The sequence below is a fragment of the Microcella sp. genome (assembly GCF_046293215.1).
In the GTDB taxonomy this organism is placed as follows: domain Bacteria; phylum Actinomycetota; class Actinomycetes; order Actinomycetales; family Microbacteriaceae; genus Microcella.
On the sequence record NZ_JBKBPI010000003.1, the window covers coordinates 254,026 to 269,309 of the forward strand.

Genomic DNA, 15,284 nt, shown 5'->3' on the forward strand with positions numbered 1-15,284 from the left:
ACCGTGAGCCTCATCGTGCAGAAGTTCGGGGGATCGTCGGTCGCCGACGCCGAGAGCATCAAGCGCGTCGCCAAGCGCATCGTCGAGACCCGCAAAGCCGGCCATGACGTCGTCGTGGCCGTCAGCGCCATGGGCGACACCACCGACGAGCTGATCGACCTCGCCCACGAGGTCACCCCCATGCCCGACCCGCGCGAGATGGACATGCTGCTCACCACCGGCGAGCGCATCGCGATGGCGCTGCTCGCCATGGCCATCAAGTCGATGGGCTTCGAAGCGCGCTCCTACACCGGCAGCCAGGCCGGCATGATCACGGATGCTCGTCACGGCTCCGCCCGCATCGTCGACGTCACCCCGGTGCGCGTTCGCGAGGCGCTCGACGACGGGGCCATCGCGATCGTCGCCGGGTTCCAGGGCTTCAACCGCGACAGCAAAGACATCACCACGCTCGGCCGTGGCGGCAGCGACACGACCGCCGTCGCGCTGGCCGCAGCGCTCGGCGCCGACGTGTGCGAGATCTACACCGACGTCGACGGCGTGTTCAGTGCCGACCCGCGCGTCGTCAAGCGCGCCCGCAAGCTCGACCACGTCTCGACCGAAGAGATGCTTGAGCTGGCCGCCGCCGGCGCCAAGGTGCTGCACATTCGTGCCGTCGAGTTCGCGCGTCGCCACGACGTGACCCTGCACGTGCGCTCGTCGTTCACCCCGCTTCCCGGCACCCTCGTCGTGCCGCCCAGTGAGAAGGACACCATGGAAGAACCGATCATCACCGGAGTCGCCGGCGACCTCAGCGAGGCGAAGATCACCGTCGTGGGCGTGCCCGACACCCCCGGCATGGCCGCCGACATCTTCACGATCGTTGCCAAGACCGGCGCCAACATCGACATGATCGTGCAGAACGTGTCACTCGCCGCCACCGGCCGCACCGACATCTCATTCACCCTGCCGAAGGCCGACGGCGAGAAGGTGCTCACCGCGCTGCGCGCCGAGCAGCAGGAGGTCGGCTTCGAGTCGCTGCAATACGACGACCAGATCGGCAAGCTCTCCGTCGTCGGCGGCGGCATGCGCACGAGTGCCGGCGTGAGCGCACAGCTCTTCACGGCGCTGAAGGAGGCGGGCATCAATATGGAGATGATCTCCACCTCCGAGATCCGCATCTCGGTCGTCACGCGCGCGGACATCCTGAACCACGCCGTGCAGGTCGTGCACACCGCCTTCGGCCTCGATGCCGACGACGAGGCGGTCGTCTACGCGGGAACGGGACGATGAGCGCCGGCGTGCGCCTCGGTGTCGTCGGCGCGACCGGCCAGGTCGGCGCCGTCGTGCGGCAGCTGCTGCTCGATCGCGACGTCCCCCTCGCGGAGGTGCGGTTCTTCGCGAGCGCGCGCAGCGCGGGCACGAGCATCCTGTTTGGTGACCGCGAGATCGTCGTCGAAGACGCGTCAACCGCCGACCCCACGGGGCTCGACATCGCGATCTTCAGCGCCGGCGCAACGCTGAGCAAGGCGCAGGCTCCGCGGTTCGCGGCCGCCGGCGTCACCGTCATCGACAACTCGTCGGGCTGGCGCATGGATCCCGAGGTGCCGCTCGTCGTCGCCGAGGTGAACCCGCACGCCATCGGCGAGGCGCACAAGGGCATCATCGCGAACCCCAACTGCACGACCATGGCCGCGATGCCCGTTCTGAAGGTGCTCGACCGCGAGGCGGGCCTCGAGCGACTCATCGTCAGCACCTACCAGGCGGTGTCGGGTGCGGGGCTCGCCGGCGGCGAAGAGTTACTCGAGCAGGCGGCCGCCGTCGTCGCGCAAGACGCGATGGGGCTCGTGCACTCGGGCTCGGCCGTCGAGTTCCCGGCAGGCGAGAAGTTCCCCAAGACGATCGCGTTCAACGTGATCCCGCAGGCCGGGTCGTTCGTTGACGACGGCCTCGGCGAAACCGACGAAGAGAAGAAGCTGCGCAACGAGTCGCGCAAGATCCTCGAACTGCCCGAGCTGCGGGTGAGCGGGCTGTGCGTGCGCGTGCCCGTCTTCACCGGCCACTCGCTGGCGATCAACGCCGAGTTCGCCCGCGCCATCTCACCCGAGCGCGCCCGCGAGCTGCTCGCCGACGCCCCCGGAGTTCAGCTGATGGACGTGCCGACGCCGCTCGACGCGGCCGGCGCCGACCCGTCGCTCGTGGGCCGCATCCGCGCCGACGAGGGAGTGCCCGGCGGCCGCGGCCTCGCACTGTTCATCTCGAACGACAACCTGCGCAAGGGTGCGGCGCTCAACGCCGTGCAGCTCGCCGAGCTCGTCGCCGAGAAGAAGGCCGCCGCGGCGTAGCCCCAACCGCACACGCTGGCCGCGCCGAATACTCGATATGGATGCACGGAGAAACCTCGCGACGGTCGCCGCGTTCGCCACGGCGCTGAGCCTCGCCGCCTGCGCGGCGATCCCTCCGGAGCCGGCGGCCACGAGCACGCCGCCCGGGGGTGACGGCCCGGTCGTCGCCTTCTACGGCGACTCGTACACGCTCGGCACCGGCGCGAGCTCCGACGGGGCCCGCTGGTCGACGATCATCAGCGCCGACCGCGGCTGGCGCGAGGTCAACCCGAGCGTCAACGGGCTCGGCTTCATCAACAACCGTTCGGTGTTCGGCGAGGGCGACTTGCCGTCGATCATCATCGCCGCCGAGCCCGACCTCGTGTTCGTGACGATGGGGCTCAACGACAACTTCACCTACGAGCGCCGCCCCGACGAGCGCGACCGCATCCGCGAACAGATCGGCATCGACCTCGAGCGACTGCGCGACGGGCTGCCCGAGGCACGCATCGTCGTCGTCGAGCCGTTCTGGTACACCGACGAGCGGCCCGACAGTGTCGAGGTCATCATCGGCTGGGTGCGCGAGGGAGCCGAGGCGATCGACGCCGAGTTCATCGCCGGAGCCTCCCGCTGGATCGAGGGCCGCCCCGAGCTGATGGCCGCCGACGGCCTGCACCCCAACGACGACGGCTACGCGGTCATGGCCGAGCGCATGGACGAGGCGCTTGCCGAGCTGGGCCTCTAGGCACCCTGCAGACCCACCGCGGTGGGAGGGAATCTCGGCCCCGCGTGTGGTCGTCGCTAGGCTCGACCCGTCATGACTGAGTCGAGCCTGCCCCGCACGTACGCCGCGATCGGCGACAGCTTCACCGAGGGCATGGGCGACGAACTCGCCGACGGCACGCCTCGCGGATGGGCCGACCTCGTGGCGATCGGCCTGGCCCACGCTGCCGGTGAGCCGATCGGCTACGCGAATCTGGCGATCCGTGGTCGGCTGCTCGGGCCGATCTTGGGCGAACAGTTGCAGCCGGCGATCGACCTCGGCCCCGAGCTACTGACGCTGAACGGCGGAGGCAACGACATCATGCGCCCCCGCATCAGCGTGGCGGCGACGGCCGACCGGCTTGTGTCTGCCGCGGAGAGGGCGAGTGCCGTGGGCATCCGAGTCGTGCTCGTGAGCGGGGCGAACCCCACCCGGCACATCCCGCTGGGGCCGGTGTTCCAGCGTCGTGGCGATGAGCTTGCTGTCGCCGTGCGCGACCGAATTGCGGCGTCACGTGCGTCGATCGGCTTCGTCGACAACTGGAGCGAGCCCGAGCTCACTGAGCTGCGCTACTGGTCGATTGACCGCCTGCACTTGAACTCGCTCGGTCATGCGCGCGTCGCGGCGAACGTACTCGCGGCACTCGAAGTGCCCGTGCCTGAACCGGGTGGACGCGCTGACGGAGCCGACGAGTTGCCGCTGGAGCGACCCCGCACGGCGGAGTACTGGCGTGAGTACGTGCTGCCCTGGATCGGCCGCCGCCTCACCGGTCGTTCCTCCGGCGATGGCCGCACCGCGAAACGCCCCACGCTCGAGCCGATCGCCCCCGCGTAGACCCGCGCTCCGCGCTCCCGCCCCGTTCGTCCGGTGGCCCCGCTCGGACCGTGCCCCGCATGTGCCTGCTCTGTCCCGCGTTGCCGTCCGCTCCGTCCCGGGCTCCCGCTTGAGTTGCCCCGCGCTGCCATCAGGTTCGTTCCGAGCTCTCGATTTAGCCGTCCTGCGCGCCCGCCCTCTCCGCGACCCCTCTCCCGCGGGAAGACACGCTGCGCCCCGGTTTGCGTATGCGGTGCCTGGTGGCGCGGCGCCTCACCGTGTACTCGCTGCGGGCTGCGCCTCGTCTGCCCCCCCTGCCCGACTTCCACAAACGCGGAATGGGAGACATGGGTTCACCATTGCCGGGTCCGTGCGCGTGTCTCATTTCTCAGGAGTTCCGGGCCGGCAGGTGCGTAAACACGCGGCTCGGCCGTTGGATTCGCACGCTATTCCTGAGAAACGTACGGATGCAGGCGCCCGATCGGCGCCCGCGCCCGCGCCCACGCCCGCGCCTACGGCCGGCACCTTCGGCAACAGTCGGCGTCTACGGGGCAGTTCAGCAGCTCCGGCTACGACGCGCGCTTTCCGGCTGAGGCCGGGCCTCCGACTACGGTGAACTGCATTCACCCGTTCCGCGTCTGTGGAAGGCGCGGGAGGTGGTGCACCTCCTCCCGTGCGGCAGATCACGCCCAGCCCGCACCAGCGACCCCGCTCGGGTGAACTTCAACCCCTGCTCGCGTGACGTCACGCGACCGCGCGGCACACCCGCCGCACTCAACTGCTCCACACCCCTACCGGCCACACAGACCGATCGAGAACGCGCCCTACTCCTCGCGGTCGCGCTTCTCGCGCGCTTCTAACCGCACCGCACGCACCGAGAGCTGCGCGACGACCGCGACCAACAGCATCCCGAACAGAACGCTCGAGACCGACGGCGGAATGATGAAGGCTAACGAGACTCCAGCGCCCGACGCGGCGACCGCGGCAACACCGACGACGAGCCCGTCGCGTAGCCGCACCAAACCCGCTCGCAGGTTGGGGATCGTGCCCGAGACCGCGGCCGGAATCATGGCGAGCAGCGACGTTCCCTTTGCGAGCAGGTCGCCCATGCCGAACAGCGCGATCAGCACCGGCACGGCGATGATGCCACCCCCGATGCCGAACATGCCGGCTGCCAGCCCCATCACGAGTCCGAGGCCGACGAGCCCCAGCATGACGAGCGGCTCAAGGTCGAGCGAGCTGCCGCGTTCGGGCGTCACGAGAATCAGGTACACGGCCGCCGCCAGAAGCCCCACGATGAACAGCCAGCGCAACCACGCCAGTGGCAGCGAGCGCAGCAACCAGGCGCCGATCGGGGCGCCCACGATGGTGCCGGCACCCACGAACAGGGCCGCGAGCCAGTCGACCTGCCCGCCGATGCCGTAGAAGATCGAGCCGGCGATGGCGGTCGGCACGATGGCGACGAGTGACGTCGCCGCGGCGTGCCGCTGGTCCATGCGGGTCAACCACAGCAGCAGCGGCACCATCACGATGCCGCCGCCCACCCCGAAGAGCCCGGCAAGAAGTCCACCGATCGCGCCGACGGCAAGAAGGGCAAGAATCACCGCCCCAGCCTAGGTGCCTCGGTCAAAGGGCCCAGAATTCAGCGAGTAAACTCGCGGCGTGAGTGACACCATCGACGTCGCCCTCATCGGCGGCGGAATCATGAGCGCGACCCTCGGCACCATGCTCAAGCAGCTGGAGCCCGAGTGGGATATCCGCATCTACGAGCGCCTCGGCGACGTCGCCCTCGAGTCGTCGAACCCGTGGAACAACGCCGGCACCGGCCACGCCGCGCTGTGTGAACTCAATTACACGCCCGAGAAGCCCGACGGCACGATCGACATCACCAACGCGGTCAAAGTCAACGAGCAGTTCCAGGTGTCGCGCCAGTTCTGGTCGTACCTCGTGAACGAAGGACTCCTGCCCGACCCGACCGCGTTCCTCAGCGCCACCCCGCACATGAGCTTCGTGTGGGGCGAGAAGAACGTCGAATACCTCCGCAAGCGCTACGAGGCGCTGAAAGACCACCCGCTCTTCGTGGGCATGAAGTACTCGGAAGACCCGGCCGAGATCCACGAGTGGGCGCCGCTGCTCATGCCGGGCCGCGCGAAGAACCAGCCCGTGGCGGCCACCTTCATCGCGTCGGGAACCGACGTCGACTTCGGTGCCCTCACCCGGATGCTCGTCGCCGCCCTCGAAGACCAGGGCGCGCAGGTGCGCACCGAGCACACCGTCACCGGCCTGAAGCAGAACAAGGCCGACGGCACCTGGCTGCTGAAGATGCGCCACGAGGTCGGACACTCGCCGATCGAGGTGCGCGCCAAGTTCGTCTTCGTCGGCGCCGGCGGCTACGCGCTTCCGCTGCTGCAGAAGTCGGGCATCCCCGAGATCCGCGGCTACGGCGGATTCCCCGTCAGCGGCGAGTGGCTGCGCACCGACAACCAGGCGATCGTCGCCCAGCACTCGGCGAAGGTGTACGGCAAGGCGTCGGTCGGCGCTCCGCCGATGAGCGTGCCGCACCTCGACACCCGCGTCGTCGACGGCGAACGATCGCTGCTGTTCGGGCCGTACGCCGGCTTCAGCCCCAAGTTCTTGAAGTCGGGGTCGCTGTTCGACCTGTTCTCGACCATCCGCTGGCACAACATCGTGCCCATGCTGCAGGTGGCCCTGCGCAACTTCGACCTGCTGAAGTACCTGATCGGCGAGCTGCTCGCCAGCCGCAGTGACCGCGACAACACCCTGCGCGAGTTCTTCCCGAACGCGAAGGGCGACGACTGGTACGAGATGGTCGCCGGCCAGCGTGTGCAGATCATCAAGAACATTCCGGGCAAGGGCGGCACCCTGCAGTTCGGCACCGAGGTCGTCGCCTCGGCCGACGGCACCATCGCCGGCCTCCTCGGCGCCTCGCCGGGCGCGAGCACGGCTGCGCCGATCATGCTCGACCTGATCGAGAAGTGCTTCCCATCGAAGCTCGACGAGTGGACGCCCGCGCTCAAGCGCATGATCCCGTCGTACGGCGGCACCGTGTCGGCCGACCCGAAGCTCGCCGACAAGCTGCTCACCGAAACCGCGGAGGCCCTCGCCATCGCACGGTGATCGCGCCGCGGGGTGAGCGCGCTAGTTGCGGGCCGCCCCGTCGCTCGCCCGCACGACGAACGTGTCGGGCGCGGCGAAGCCGTGCTCGCTGAAGGCGTTGTCGACGGCGACCTGCACGCGCGACAGGTCGTCGAGCTTTACGAGCGCGATCGCCGCGCCGCCGAAGCCGCCGCCCGTCATGCGCGCGCCGATCGCGCCGGCACCCACGGCCGTCTCGACGGCGAGGTCGAGCTCGGGCACCGAGATCTCGAAGTCGTCGCGCATGCTGCGGTGCGAGGCGTCCAGCAGCTCGCCGATCGCGAGCGGGCCGCCGGCGGTCTCGGTGCCGTCGCCGCGCAGAGTGTCGACCGTGTCGAGCACGCGCTGGTTCTCGGTGACGACGTGCGCGACCCGGCGGTAGGTGACGTCGTCGAGCAGCTCGCGGGCGCGCGGCAGGTCGGCGACCGTCACGTCGCGCAGCGACTCGACGCCCATGGCGGCGGCCCCCCGCTCGCAGGCGGCGCGACGCTCGCCGTAGCCGCCCGTGGCGTGCGAGTGCTTGACGCCCGTGTCGATGACGAGCACCACCAGCCCTGCCTCGTCGAGCCCGAGCGGCACGACCTGCGCCTCGAGCGACCGGCAGTCGAGGAAGACGGCGTGGTCGCGCACACCGAGCAGCGACGCCGACTGGTCCATGATGCCGGTGGGCGCGCCGACGGCGATGTTCTCGGCCCGCTGGCCCACCCGGGCGAGCGTCGGGCGGTCGAGGCCCAGCTGCCAGACGTCGTTGAGGGCCAGGGCCACCGCGCTCTCGATCGCGGCCGACGACGACAGGCCGGCGCCGACGGGCACGTCCGAGTCGATGAACAGGTCGAGGCCCGGCACCGCCGCGAGGTCGCCGCCGAACTCGTCGAGGCCGAGCGCCCAGGCGACGCCGAGCACGTAGGCCGACCAGCCGGAGAGTTCGCGACCGGCGTCGTCGTTTGAGAGGCCGACCAGAGCATCCAGCGAAATCTCGACCAGCTCGTCGGCGAACGTCGAGGCGACCCGCAGCATGCGGTCGTCGCGCAGTCCGACGCCGACGACGGTGCGCCGGTCGATCGCGAACGGCAGCACAAAGCCCAGGTTGTAGTCGGTGTGCTCGCCGATCAGGTTGACGCGGCCCGGCGCCGACCACAGCCCGTCGGGCTCGTGGCCGAACACGGCGGTGAAGCCCACGGTTACGTCGTCGCGAATGTCAGTCAACGGCTTTCTCCCAACCCGAACGGATGAACGCGGCCTGAGCCTCCGGCGTCACGTCGCCGATGAAGGCTCCCATGGCCGCCTCTGAGCCTGCCAGGTACTTGAGCTTGTCGGCTGCCCGGCGCGGCGACGTGATCTGCAGCATGAGGCGCACGCTGTCGCGGTGCGAGCGCACCGGGGCCTGGTGCCACGCGGCAATGTACGGCGTGGGGGTGTCGTACAGCGCGTCGAGGCTGCGCACGAGCCGGCGGTAGAGCGGCGCCAGGTCGTCGCGCTCGGCGGCGGTGAGGCCCGCAAGGTCGGGTACGTGCCGGTGCGGCAGCAGGTGGATCTCGAGCGGCCAGCGTGCCGCGAACGGCACATACGCGGTGAAGTGCTCAGTGGAGGCGATGACGCGCTCGCCGGCGCCGGGCTGGCCCGCGGCGTCGCCGACGCCCCGCTCAAAATCGAGGATGCGCGCAAACAGGTCATCGCCCACGCTCTCGATCGAGCGCAGCAGCCCCCGCGTGCGCGGCGTGATGAACGGGTACGCGTAGATCTGCCCGTGCGGATGCGGCAGGGTCACGCCGATCTCTTCGCCCCGGTTTTCGAACACGAAGACCTGCTCGATGCCGGGCAGGGCGCTGAGCGCTTCGGTGCGGTGCGCCCACGCCTCGATCACGGTGCGGGCCCGGCCGACCGACTGTGAGCCGAACGAGCCCTCGTGGTCGGGGGCGAAGCACACGACCTCGCAGCGCCCAACGCTCGTGCGCGAGCGGCCGAGTCCGATCGCGGCGGTGTCGTCGAGGCCCGTGGGCGCGTTGTCGTCCTCCAGCAGGGGCCCGAACGACGGCGACCGGTTCTCGAACACGGCCACGTCGTAGATGTCGGGAATCTCGCTGGGATTGGCGTCGGTCTGTGGCGCCAGCGGATCCTGGTCGGCTGGCGGCAAGAACACCCGGTTCTGTCGGGCCGACGCGTGCGACACCCACTCGCCGGTGAGCACGTCTTGGCGCATGGTCGCGGTCGCGGGGCGAGGGTCGAGCACGCGCGCGTCGGCCTTGCGCGTCTCGGGCGCGGGAAGCGTCGAGTCGACGTCGTCGACGTAGATCAGTTCGCGCCCGTCAGCGAGGCGCGTCGAGTGGATGCGGTGAGTCACAGACCCACGCTACGCGCGCGCGGTTTCATTCTCATAAGCCGTACGCTTTCGATATCGACAACCTTCGAAAGGCGGTGGATGCTCGTGAGCACCTCCCCGACGGCGACGACGCGTCGTGAACGGCTCGCCGCATCCATCGCCCGCCGCGGGTTTGCCCGCGTGGCCGACCTCGCCCGCGAGGCCGAGGTGAGCGAAGTGACCGTGCGCAGCGACCTGGCGGCGCTCGAGGCCGACGGGCGGATTGCGCGGGTGCACGGTGGGGCGATCCCGCGCGGGCCGGTCACCGAACGCGAGCTCAGCGTCGAGCGCACGCGCACCCGGCTCGCCCGCGCGAAGGAGGCCATCGCGGCCGAGGCCGCCGCCCGCGTGCAGCCCGGTCAGAGCGTGCTGCTCGACGTCGGCTCGACCACCCTCGCCGTCGCCCACGCGCTCGTCGCCCGCCGCGACCTCGACGACGTCGTCGTCGTCACGAACGGGCTCGCCATCGCGCTCGCGCTCGAGCCGGCCCTGCCGCGCCTCACCGTCGTGGTCACCGGCGGAACGCTGCGGTCGCTGCAACACTCGCTCGTCAATCCGCTCGCCACCACGCTGCTCGACGGCGTTCACGCCGACCTCGCGATCATCGGGGCGACCGGGGTGCACGCCGATCACGGGGTCACGAACGTCAACCTGCCCGAGGCCGAGGTGAAGCAGAAGATGGTGGCCGCCGCCGACCGGGTGCTGCTCGTCGCCGACGCGTCGAAGCTCGGCGTCGCCCACCTCGGGCGGGTGGCGGCGCTCGACGAGGTCGACGAGCTGATCACGGATGCTCGGGGCGGGGTCGCGGCGAGCGGATCGTCCGTCGACGACGCGCCCCGCGCATCCCTGGCCGCCGCCGGGCTGTCGATCACCGCGGTGACCGTCGGCGCCGGATTAGGCTGAGCCCGTGACCGCCACCACGCCATTCACCCCCGTTCCGCCCACCGGCGAGCAGTACGTGCTGCACCACGACGGATCCCACGGCCCCGTCGAAGCCGGCATCACCGAGGTCGCTGCGTCGCTGCGCTCGCTGACCGTCGACGGGCATGACCTCACTCAGAGCTACGACGATGACCGGCTGCCGCCGTTCGGGTGCGGCATCGTGCTCGCCCCGTGGCCGAACCGGGTGCGCGACGGGCGCTGGGTGCATGACGGCGCGGCCCTCCAACTCGACATCACCGAGGTCGACAAGAACAACGCCATCCACGGCCTGCTGCGCAACACCCCGTACCGCCTCGTGTCGCGCACGACCGACAGCGTCACGCTCGGAGCCGCCGTCGTACCGCAGCACGGCTGGCCGTTCCGGCTGTGGACGACCGTCACCTACCAGCTCACGGGCAACGGCATCCGCGTGACGCACGAGGTGACCAACCAGGGTGCTGAGCGCGCGCCGGTGGCGGTGGGCGCGCATCCGTTCATTCGGGTTGGCGACCACGACGTCGAAACCCTGACCCTGACGGCGCGCACCGTCGAGCACGTGATCGTGGATGACCGGCTCAACCCGGTCGGCTTCGAGTCCGCTTCCGACGGTGGCCACTGGGATCTCAGCGAGGGTCGGGTCATCTCGACGCTCGAGCTCGACGACGCCTGGAAGGTGGGGCGTGACGACGACGGGATGATCCGCACGGTGCTCTCGGCGCCCGACGGCACCGAAACCGAGGTCTGGCAAGACGGCGACTGGGAGTGGCTGCAGGTGTTCATCACCCGCGTCTTCGCCGGGCCCGACGGGCCCACCACTGCGATCGCCATCGAGCCGATGACGGCGCCCGCCGACGCGCTCAACTCGGGGCTGGGCCTGCGGTGGCTCGAGCCCGGCGAGGTGTGGCGCGGCAACTGGGGTATCTGCCGGCCGGCGTAGCCACGCCGCCCGAAAGGGGGGTGACTAGGCCGGTCTGACGAGTGGTTGGATGGCCAGTGGGGGCACCGTTCTGCTCCCTGCGCGCACACCGTGATACCCCGCGCACAGCCAAGGCCGGAGCCGTCCATGAAATTCACCCCGAAGGTCATCGCCCTTGCCGCGGTCGGCGTGTTGCTCGTTGGGGGTGCGGCCGTGGCCGCGCCCATGCTGGGCGACTCGTTGACAGCATCGGTCGCGCCGGGAGGGGGTGTCGCAGGCGAGCCCATCGAGTTCGCCGTCAACGCCAACGGCGAAACCTACGGCAGCCCGCTCGGCGATCGGGTGCCCGACCTCATGTTGACGCGGGCGGAGGGCGGCAAGATCGGCTACGTCCGCGTGAAGGAGCTCGACCTGGCTCGCAACGCCCGCAAGTCGTCGACGAACCCGAACAAGGTGTTCGACATCCCCGTGTACCTGTCCGACGGCGAGACGAAGGTCGGCGTCTACCGGGTGGTCGATGACACCGGCAACCCGCGCGACGGCAGCTCGGGCTGATCGTGGTGGGCCCCGTCGGGCTCGAACCGACGACCCGCGGATTAAAAGTCCGCTGCTCTGCCAACTGAGCTAGAGGCCCGCCTCCCAGCCTACCGGCCCGCGCCGCCCAGCGCTCGGGGGTAGCGTGGCCGCCATGGCTGAGCGACCTGACCGCCCGCAGCGCCCCCACCGCCCCATGCGGGTGCCGTCGTCGCACTTCGAGGCCTACGAGGGCGGGCTCGACCCGGCCGTGCAGTTGCGCATCGCCCACGACAGCGCGCGGGCTCTCGTGCACCGCGTGCGCGCCGCCAGCGCCGACGACGCCGATGTGGTTGAGCGCATGGTCGCCTACACCGACGAGCACGGACTCGACACGCTCGCCGAGCTGTGGGCGCAGGCCGGCCCGCGCACCCTGCCGGGCGCTCTGTGGCGGCTGTCGCTGCTGCGCGCGATGATTCGCCAGGATGCTCGGGGCACCGCCCTCATTTATCAGCGCGGATCTGAGGTGCTCGCTTCGAGCGCCCACGTCGTCGTTGCCGGCGCGGAGGCGCCCACCGGCCCGGACGAGATCCTCCGGCTCGCCGACCAGGTCTTGCGGGGTGCGTACTCGGGAGACTTCGCTGTCGCGCTCGACCGCGCGGCGGCGTTCTGTCGGGTGTCGGCTGCGGGTGCAGCCGACCTCGCCGACGACGCGGATGCGGGTCGTGATGACGAGCGCGCCGCTGCGATGACGGGGCGAGCATCCCGCCTCACCGAAAGCGCGGACGACTTCACGGCCTGCGCCGCCCTCGAGCGCCGCGCGGCCCTCGACTAGTTCGGGCGGTCAGGCGGCGCGCGTCGCGCCGCGCGTGCGGCGTGCTCCAGCCCATGTGCCCCACGTCCCACCGCGTGCGCCGCGCCCCTATCCACGCCCCTCGCGCAGCCTCGCGCCGAAACAAGGCTTCGCGTCGAGTCCCCGCATCGCTCACGTGTGTTTCGGCACGAACCCTCTTTTCGGTGGCCACGGACTCGGCTCCGGAGCCCGTGTGGTGGTCTGGAGTCAGGTTGATGGGGCTCTAGGTCATCGAACCGCCTCCAGTCCGGCGTCAGCGTGGCTCTCGTCCGGGGATCCTGCCCCGGCCCGGCCATCACCGTGCGGGTGTGCGCAATGTGCGTAGTCGTGAACCTGCACGACGTGCGCAATCCCGCACGGGCCGGTGTTCGACACGCCCGGGATCGGCCCGCACCTGGCAATCCGCGGAATATCCCCGCGCGCACTGCCGTTAGTCTTGTGCAGCCGGTCCGCAGTAACCCCGGGCTCCAACTTTCGCCGTTACGAGCGGCCACGCGCCGAGAGGCGTTCTGCGGGCCGGCTTTTTCGTGCCCGCACGCGGCCGCGCGCCCCCCGCGTGCTCGACCGCACGCGGCCGCACGCCCCCCGCGTGCTCGACCGCACGCGGCCGCGCGCCCCCCGCGTGCTCGACCGCGCCCCCGCGCGCCGCCGCGCCCGACCGTGCACCCTTGCGGTCCCGCCCTTCACTCCGTGTCGGCGCACGCCCGTGAGCGTGCATTGGCGAGCCGGGCACAGGCGTCTCCGCGATCCTGGGCACCGGACCGAACCCACCCTCGCGCGAAGTCATGCCCCGATCGGCTGGACTACTCCGGTGTAGGAACTCCTACAGCGGAGTAGTCGCCCGCACCCCGGGGTTGAGTTTCGAACTCGCCGCGCCCGCGCGTTCGGCCGCGCTCGAGCCTGCGCTGGTCGTTGCCGCGCCCACCGCGCTGCCGCGCCCACCGCGCCCACCGCGCTGCCGCGCCCACCACGCCCGCCGCGCTCCCGCGCCCACCGCGTCCACCGCGCCCACCGCGCTGCCGCGCTGCCGCGCCCACCGCGCTCCCGCCCCAGCCCTTCGTCCCGCGCACCGCTCCAACCCCGCCCCACCCCTCACCCCGAACCTGAGAGTCACCTCAACGCGCCGATCCGGCCCAAACCACATCCCCGTCGCCCCCGAACACTGGGCATGACATCGACCACGTTCGGCTCCCGCACCGCGCGGCGCACCTCCCCGGTGCGTGCGGCGCTCGCCGCGGCGACGCTGGCTGCCCTCCTCGGGGTGACGGGATGCGCATTCGCGACATCCCCGACCGCCGAGCCGAGTGCATCCATCGCCCCCGACGCGCAGCGCGACGAGCCGAACACCGCCACCGACGATGCCGAGCCGGCCGTTCCGGCCGAGCCCGGCCCCGACGAGGTCATCACGATCGGCCTGCGGTTCACGCCGCAGACGATCACGGTGCCCGTCGGAACGACGGTGACCTGGCGCAACGCCGAGGGGATCGGTCACACGATCACCTCGGGCGTCTGGGGGGACATCAACGAGACCACGGGTCTCCGCGGCAGCCAGGAGGCCGATGGCATGTTCCGTCACGCGCTCGCGCGGGCCGGAGAAGAGGGGGACACCTTCTCCTTCACATTCACCGAACCGGGGGAGTACCCGTACTTCTGCGAGCCCCACCTGACGATGAACGGTTCCGTCATCGTCGAGGCGGCCAGCTAGCGGGATGCACGGGGCACTGCCCCAGCACACAGCCACATTCGGCACGAATCACCGACAACCAACCGCGGTGACTCACCACACACAAGGAGATACGCACCATGCGCAAGGTAACTGCATTCGCTGGCCTCGGCCTCGCCGCCGCCCTCGTCCTGACCGGCTGCGCCGCCGAGGCGGAGGCTCCGGCCGACGAGCCCACGATGGAGCAGCCGGCCCCCGAGGCCGAGGCTCCCACGATCGACACGGTCAACAGCGACGGAGCGACCCTCCGCGCCACGCTGACCGCCCTGCTCGCCGACCACGTGTACCTCGCCGGCGCCGCCATCAACCAGGCGCTCGCCGACGGTGGCGACCTCGAGACCCCGGCGGTGCAGGCTGCCGTTGCGGCCCTCGACGAGAACTCGGTCGAGGTTGCCGCGCTCGTCGGCTCGGCCTACCCCGACGCCGAGCAGCCGTTCCTCGACTCGTGGCGCTCGCACATCCCGTTCTTCGTGAACTACACCCTCGGCAAGGCGACGGGTGACGACGCGCTGGCCGACCAGGCTGTCGCCGATCTGAACGCCTACGCCGTGTCGTTCGGTGAGCTGATCAACTCAGTCGTTCCCGAGCTGCCCGCCGAAGCCGTGCAGGCCGAGCTGGAGATGCACGCCGTCACGCTGCTCGCGGCGATCGACGCGAACATCGCCGGCGACCCGGCCTACTTCGACCTCCTCAAGGAGGCCGCCAGCCACATGCCGATGACCGCCAACGCTCTGGCCGGCGGCATCGCGGCGAACCTCGGCCTGCAGTAGGGGCCGACACCTCACCGGAGTTGTTCCTCCAACAAGGTGAACCCGGAAACGCCGGGCGGGACTGCATTCCCGCCCGGCGTTTTCGCGCGCCCAGGGCGCAATCCGCGTGAACTCGAGCCCGTTTGCGCACACTGTGCGGCGTTTCGCGTGCCCGCTGGGGGCCAACCCGCTCGTGTTCGGGGCCGGGCGGGGCCCGG

The 15,284-nt window shown here is 70.6% G+C and carries 14 protein-coding genes and 1 tRNA gene; 11 read left to right on the plus strand and 4 right to left on the minus strand.

Translation table 11 applies throughout. The annotated features are described in order from the left end of the window. Positions 1 to 3 precede the first annotated feature (3 nt). From ACK4SC_RS04690 to ACK4SC_RS04705, 4 genes are all read left to right on the plus strand, one after another. Positions 4 to 1,269 (plus strand): aspartate kinase, encoded by a 1,266-nt coding sequence (locus ACK4SC_RS04690; protein WP_409615314.1) that lies wholly within the window; start codon positions 4 to 6, stop codon positions 1,267 to 1,269. Next, positions 1,266 to 2,321, plus strand: a complete 1,056-nt coding sequence (locus ACK4SC_RS04695) for an aspartate-semialdehyde dehydrogenase (RefSeq protein ID WP_409615317.1) — start codon at positions 1,266 to 1,268, stop codon at positions 2,319 to 2,321. Before ACK4SC_RS04690 ends, ACK4SC_RS04695 begins: the two co-directional genes overlap by 4 nt. Before the next feature lie 37 nt (positions 2,322 to 2,358). Further along, positions 2,359 to 3,045: an SGNH/GDSL hydrolase family protein gene (locus ACK4SC_RS04700; protein WP_409615320.1), complete on the plus strand. Its 687-nt coding sequence runs from the start codon at positions 2,359 to 2,361 to the stop codon at positions 3,043 to 3,045. A 72-nt stretch (positions 3,046 to 3,117) separates the two neighbouring features. After that, positions 3,118 to 3,897: an SGNH/GDSL hydrolase family protein gene (locus ACK4SC_RS04705; RefSeq protein ID WP_409615323.1), complete on the plus strand. Its 780-nt coding sequence runs from the start codon at positions 3,118 to 3,120 to the stop codon at positions 3,895 to 3,897. A gap of 803 nt (positions 3,898 to 4,700) precedes the next feature. Here the strand turns inward: ACK4SC_RS04705 and ACK4SC_RS04710 are convergent. Continuing rightward, positions 4,701 to 5,480, minus strand: coding sequence for a sulfite exporter TauE/SafE family protein (locus ACK4SC_RS04710; RefSeq protein ID WP_409615325.1), 780 nt, complete (start codon positions 5,478 to 5,480; stop codon positions 4,701 to 4,703). A 58-nt stretch (positions 5,481 to 5,538) separates the two neighbouring features. Between ACK4SC_RS04710 and ACK4SC_RS04715 the strand changes: the two genes are divergently transcribed. Continuing rightward, positions 5,539 to 7,014, plus strand: coding sequence for a malate:quinone oxidoreductase (locus tag ACK4SC_RS04715; RefSeq protein ID WP_409615328.1), 1,476 nt, complete (start codon positions 5,539 to 5,541; stop codon positions 7,012 to 7,014). Positions 7,015 to 7,035: 21 nt separating this feature from the next. Here ACK4SC_RS04715 and galK read toward each other — a convergent pair whose 3' ends face one another. Next, complete coding sequence (gene galK, locus ACK4SC_RS04720) at positions 7,036 to 8,238, minus strand: galactokinase (RefSeq protein ID WP_409615331.1); 1,203 nt, start codon at positions 8,236 to 8,238, stop codon at positions 7,036 to 7,038. Then, a complete protein-coding gene (galT, locus tag ACK4SC_RS04725) occupies positions 8,231 to 9,373 on the minus strand; it encodes a galactose-1-phosphate uridylyltransferase (RefSeq protein ID WP_409615334.1) in 1,143 nt (380 codons plus the stop codon). The genes galK and galT overlap by 8 nt, the downstream gene beginning before the upstream one ends. Before the next feature lie 84 nt (positions 9,374 to 9,457). On the opposite strand from galT, the gene ACK4SC_RS04730 reads away from it, so the two are divergent. The 3 genes from ACK4SC_RS04730 to ACK4SC_RS04740 all read left to right on the plus strand — a co-directional run bounded on the left by ACK4SC_RS04730 (position 9,458) and on the right by ACK4SC_RS04740 (position 11,783). Next, positions 9,458 to 10,294 (plus strand): DeoR/GlpR family DNA-binding transcription regulator, encoded by an 837-nt coding sequence (locus ACK4SC_RS04730; protein ID WP_409615337.1) that lies wholly within the window; start codon positions 9,458 to 9,460, stop codon positions 10,292 to 10,294. A gap of 4 nt (positions 10,295 to 10,298) precedes the next feature. Beyond that, the gene (locus tag ACK4SC_RS04735) at positions 10,299 to 11,249 is read left to right on the plus strand and encodes an aldose 1-epimerase family protein (protein WP_409615340.1); all 951 of its coding nucleotides are present in this window, start codon (positions 10,299 to 10,301) and stop codon (positions 11,247 to 11,249) included. Positions 11,250 to 11,375: 126 nt separating this feature from the next. After that, complete coding sequence (locus tag ACK4SC_RS04740; RefSeq protein ID WP_409615343.1) at positions 11,376 to 11,783, plus strand: hypothetical protein; 408 nt, start codon at positions 11,376 to 11,378, stop codon at positions 11,781 to 11,783. Between the two features lie 3 nt (positions 11,784 to 11,786). Here the strand turns inward: ACK4SC_RS04740 and ACK4SC_RS04745 are convergent. Then, positions 11,787 to 11,862: transfer RNA gene (locus ACK4SC_RS04745), tRNA-Lys, on the minus strand. A 54-nt stretch (positions 11,863 to 11,916) separates the two neighbouring features. Here ACK4SC_RS04745 and ACK4SC_RS04750 point away from each other — a divergent pair. The 3 genes from ACK4SC_RS04750 to ACK4SC_RS04760 all read left to right on the plus strand — a co-directional run bounded on the left by ACK4SC_RS04750 (position 11,917) and on the right by ACK4SC_RS04760 (position 15,087). Next, positions 11,917 to 12,576 (plus strand): DNA-directed RNA polymerase subunit beta, encoded by a 660-nt coding sequence (locus ACK4SC_RS04750; RefSeq protein WP_409615345.1) that lies wholly within the window; start codon positions 11,917 to 11,919, stop codon positions 12,574 to 12,576. Between the two features lie 1,186 nt (positions 12,577 to 13,762). Further along, positions 13,763 to 14,299 carry a plastocyanin/azurin family copper-binding protein gene (locus ACK4SC_RS04755; protein WP_409615348.1) on the plus strand — a complete coding sequence of 179 codons (537 nt, stop codon included), beginning with the start codon at positions 13,763 to 13,765 and terminating at the stop codon, positions 14,297 to 14,299. A 98-nt stretch (positions 14,300 to 14,397) separates the two neighbouring features. Further along, entirely contained in the window at positions 14,398 to 15,087 is a 690-nt protein-coding gene (locus tag ACK4SC_RS04760) for a hypothetical protein (RefSeq protein ID WP_409615351.1), read from the plus strand. Positions 15,088 to 15,284: the final 197 nt, after the last annotated feature.

Bases quoted from the DNA above. Each gene is read 5' to 3' on its own strand.
- ACK4SC_RS04695 (WP_409615317.1), top strand. From the start codon at position 1,266: ATGAGCGCCGGCGTGCGCCTCGGTGTCGTCGGCGCGACCGGCCAGGTC.
- ACK4SC_RS04755 (WP_409615348.1), top strand. From the start codon at position 13,763: ATGACATCGACCACGTTCGGCTCCCGCACCGCGCGGCGCACCTCCCCG.
- ACK4SC_RS04760 (WP_409615351.1), top strand. From the start codon at position 14,398: ATGCGCAAGGTAACTGCATTCGCTGGCCTCGGCCTCGCCGCCGCCCTC.
- ACK4SC_RS04705 (WP_409615323.1), top strand. From the start codon at position 3,118: ATGACTGAGTCGAGCCTGCCCCGCACGTACGCCGCGATCGGCGACAGC.
- ACK4SC_RS04750 (WP_409615345.1), top strand. From the start codon at position 11,917: ATGGCTGAGCGACCTGACCGCCCGCAGCGCCCCCACCGCCCCATGCGG.
- ACK4SC_RS04700 (WP_409615320.1), top strand. From the start codon at position 2,359: ATGGATGCACGGAGAAACCTCGCGACGGTCGCCGCGTTCGCCACGGCG.
- ACK4SC_RS04740 (WP_409615343.1), top strand. From the start codon at position 11,376: ATGAAATTCACCCCGAAGGTCATCGCCCTTGCCGCGGTCGGCGTGTTG.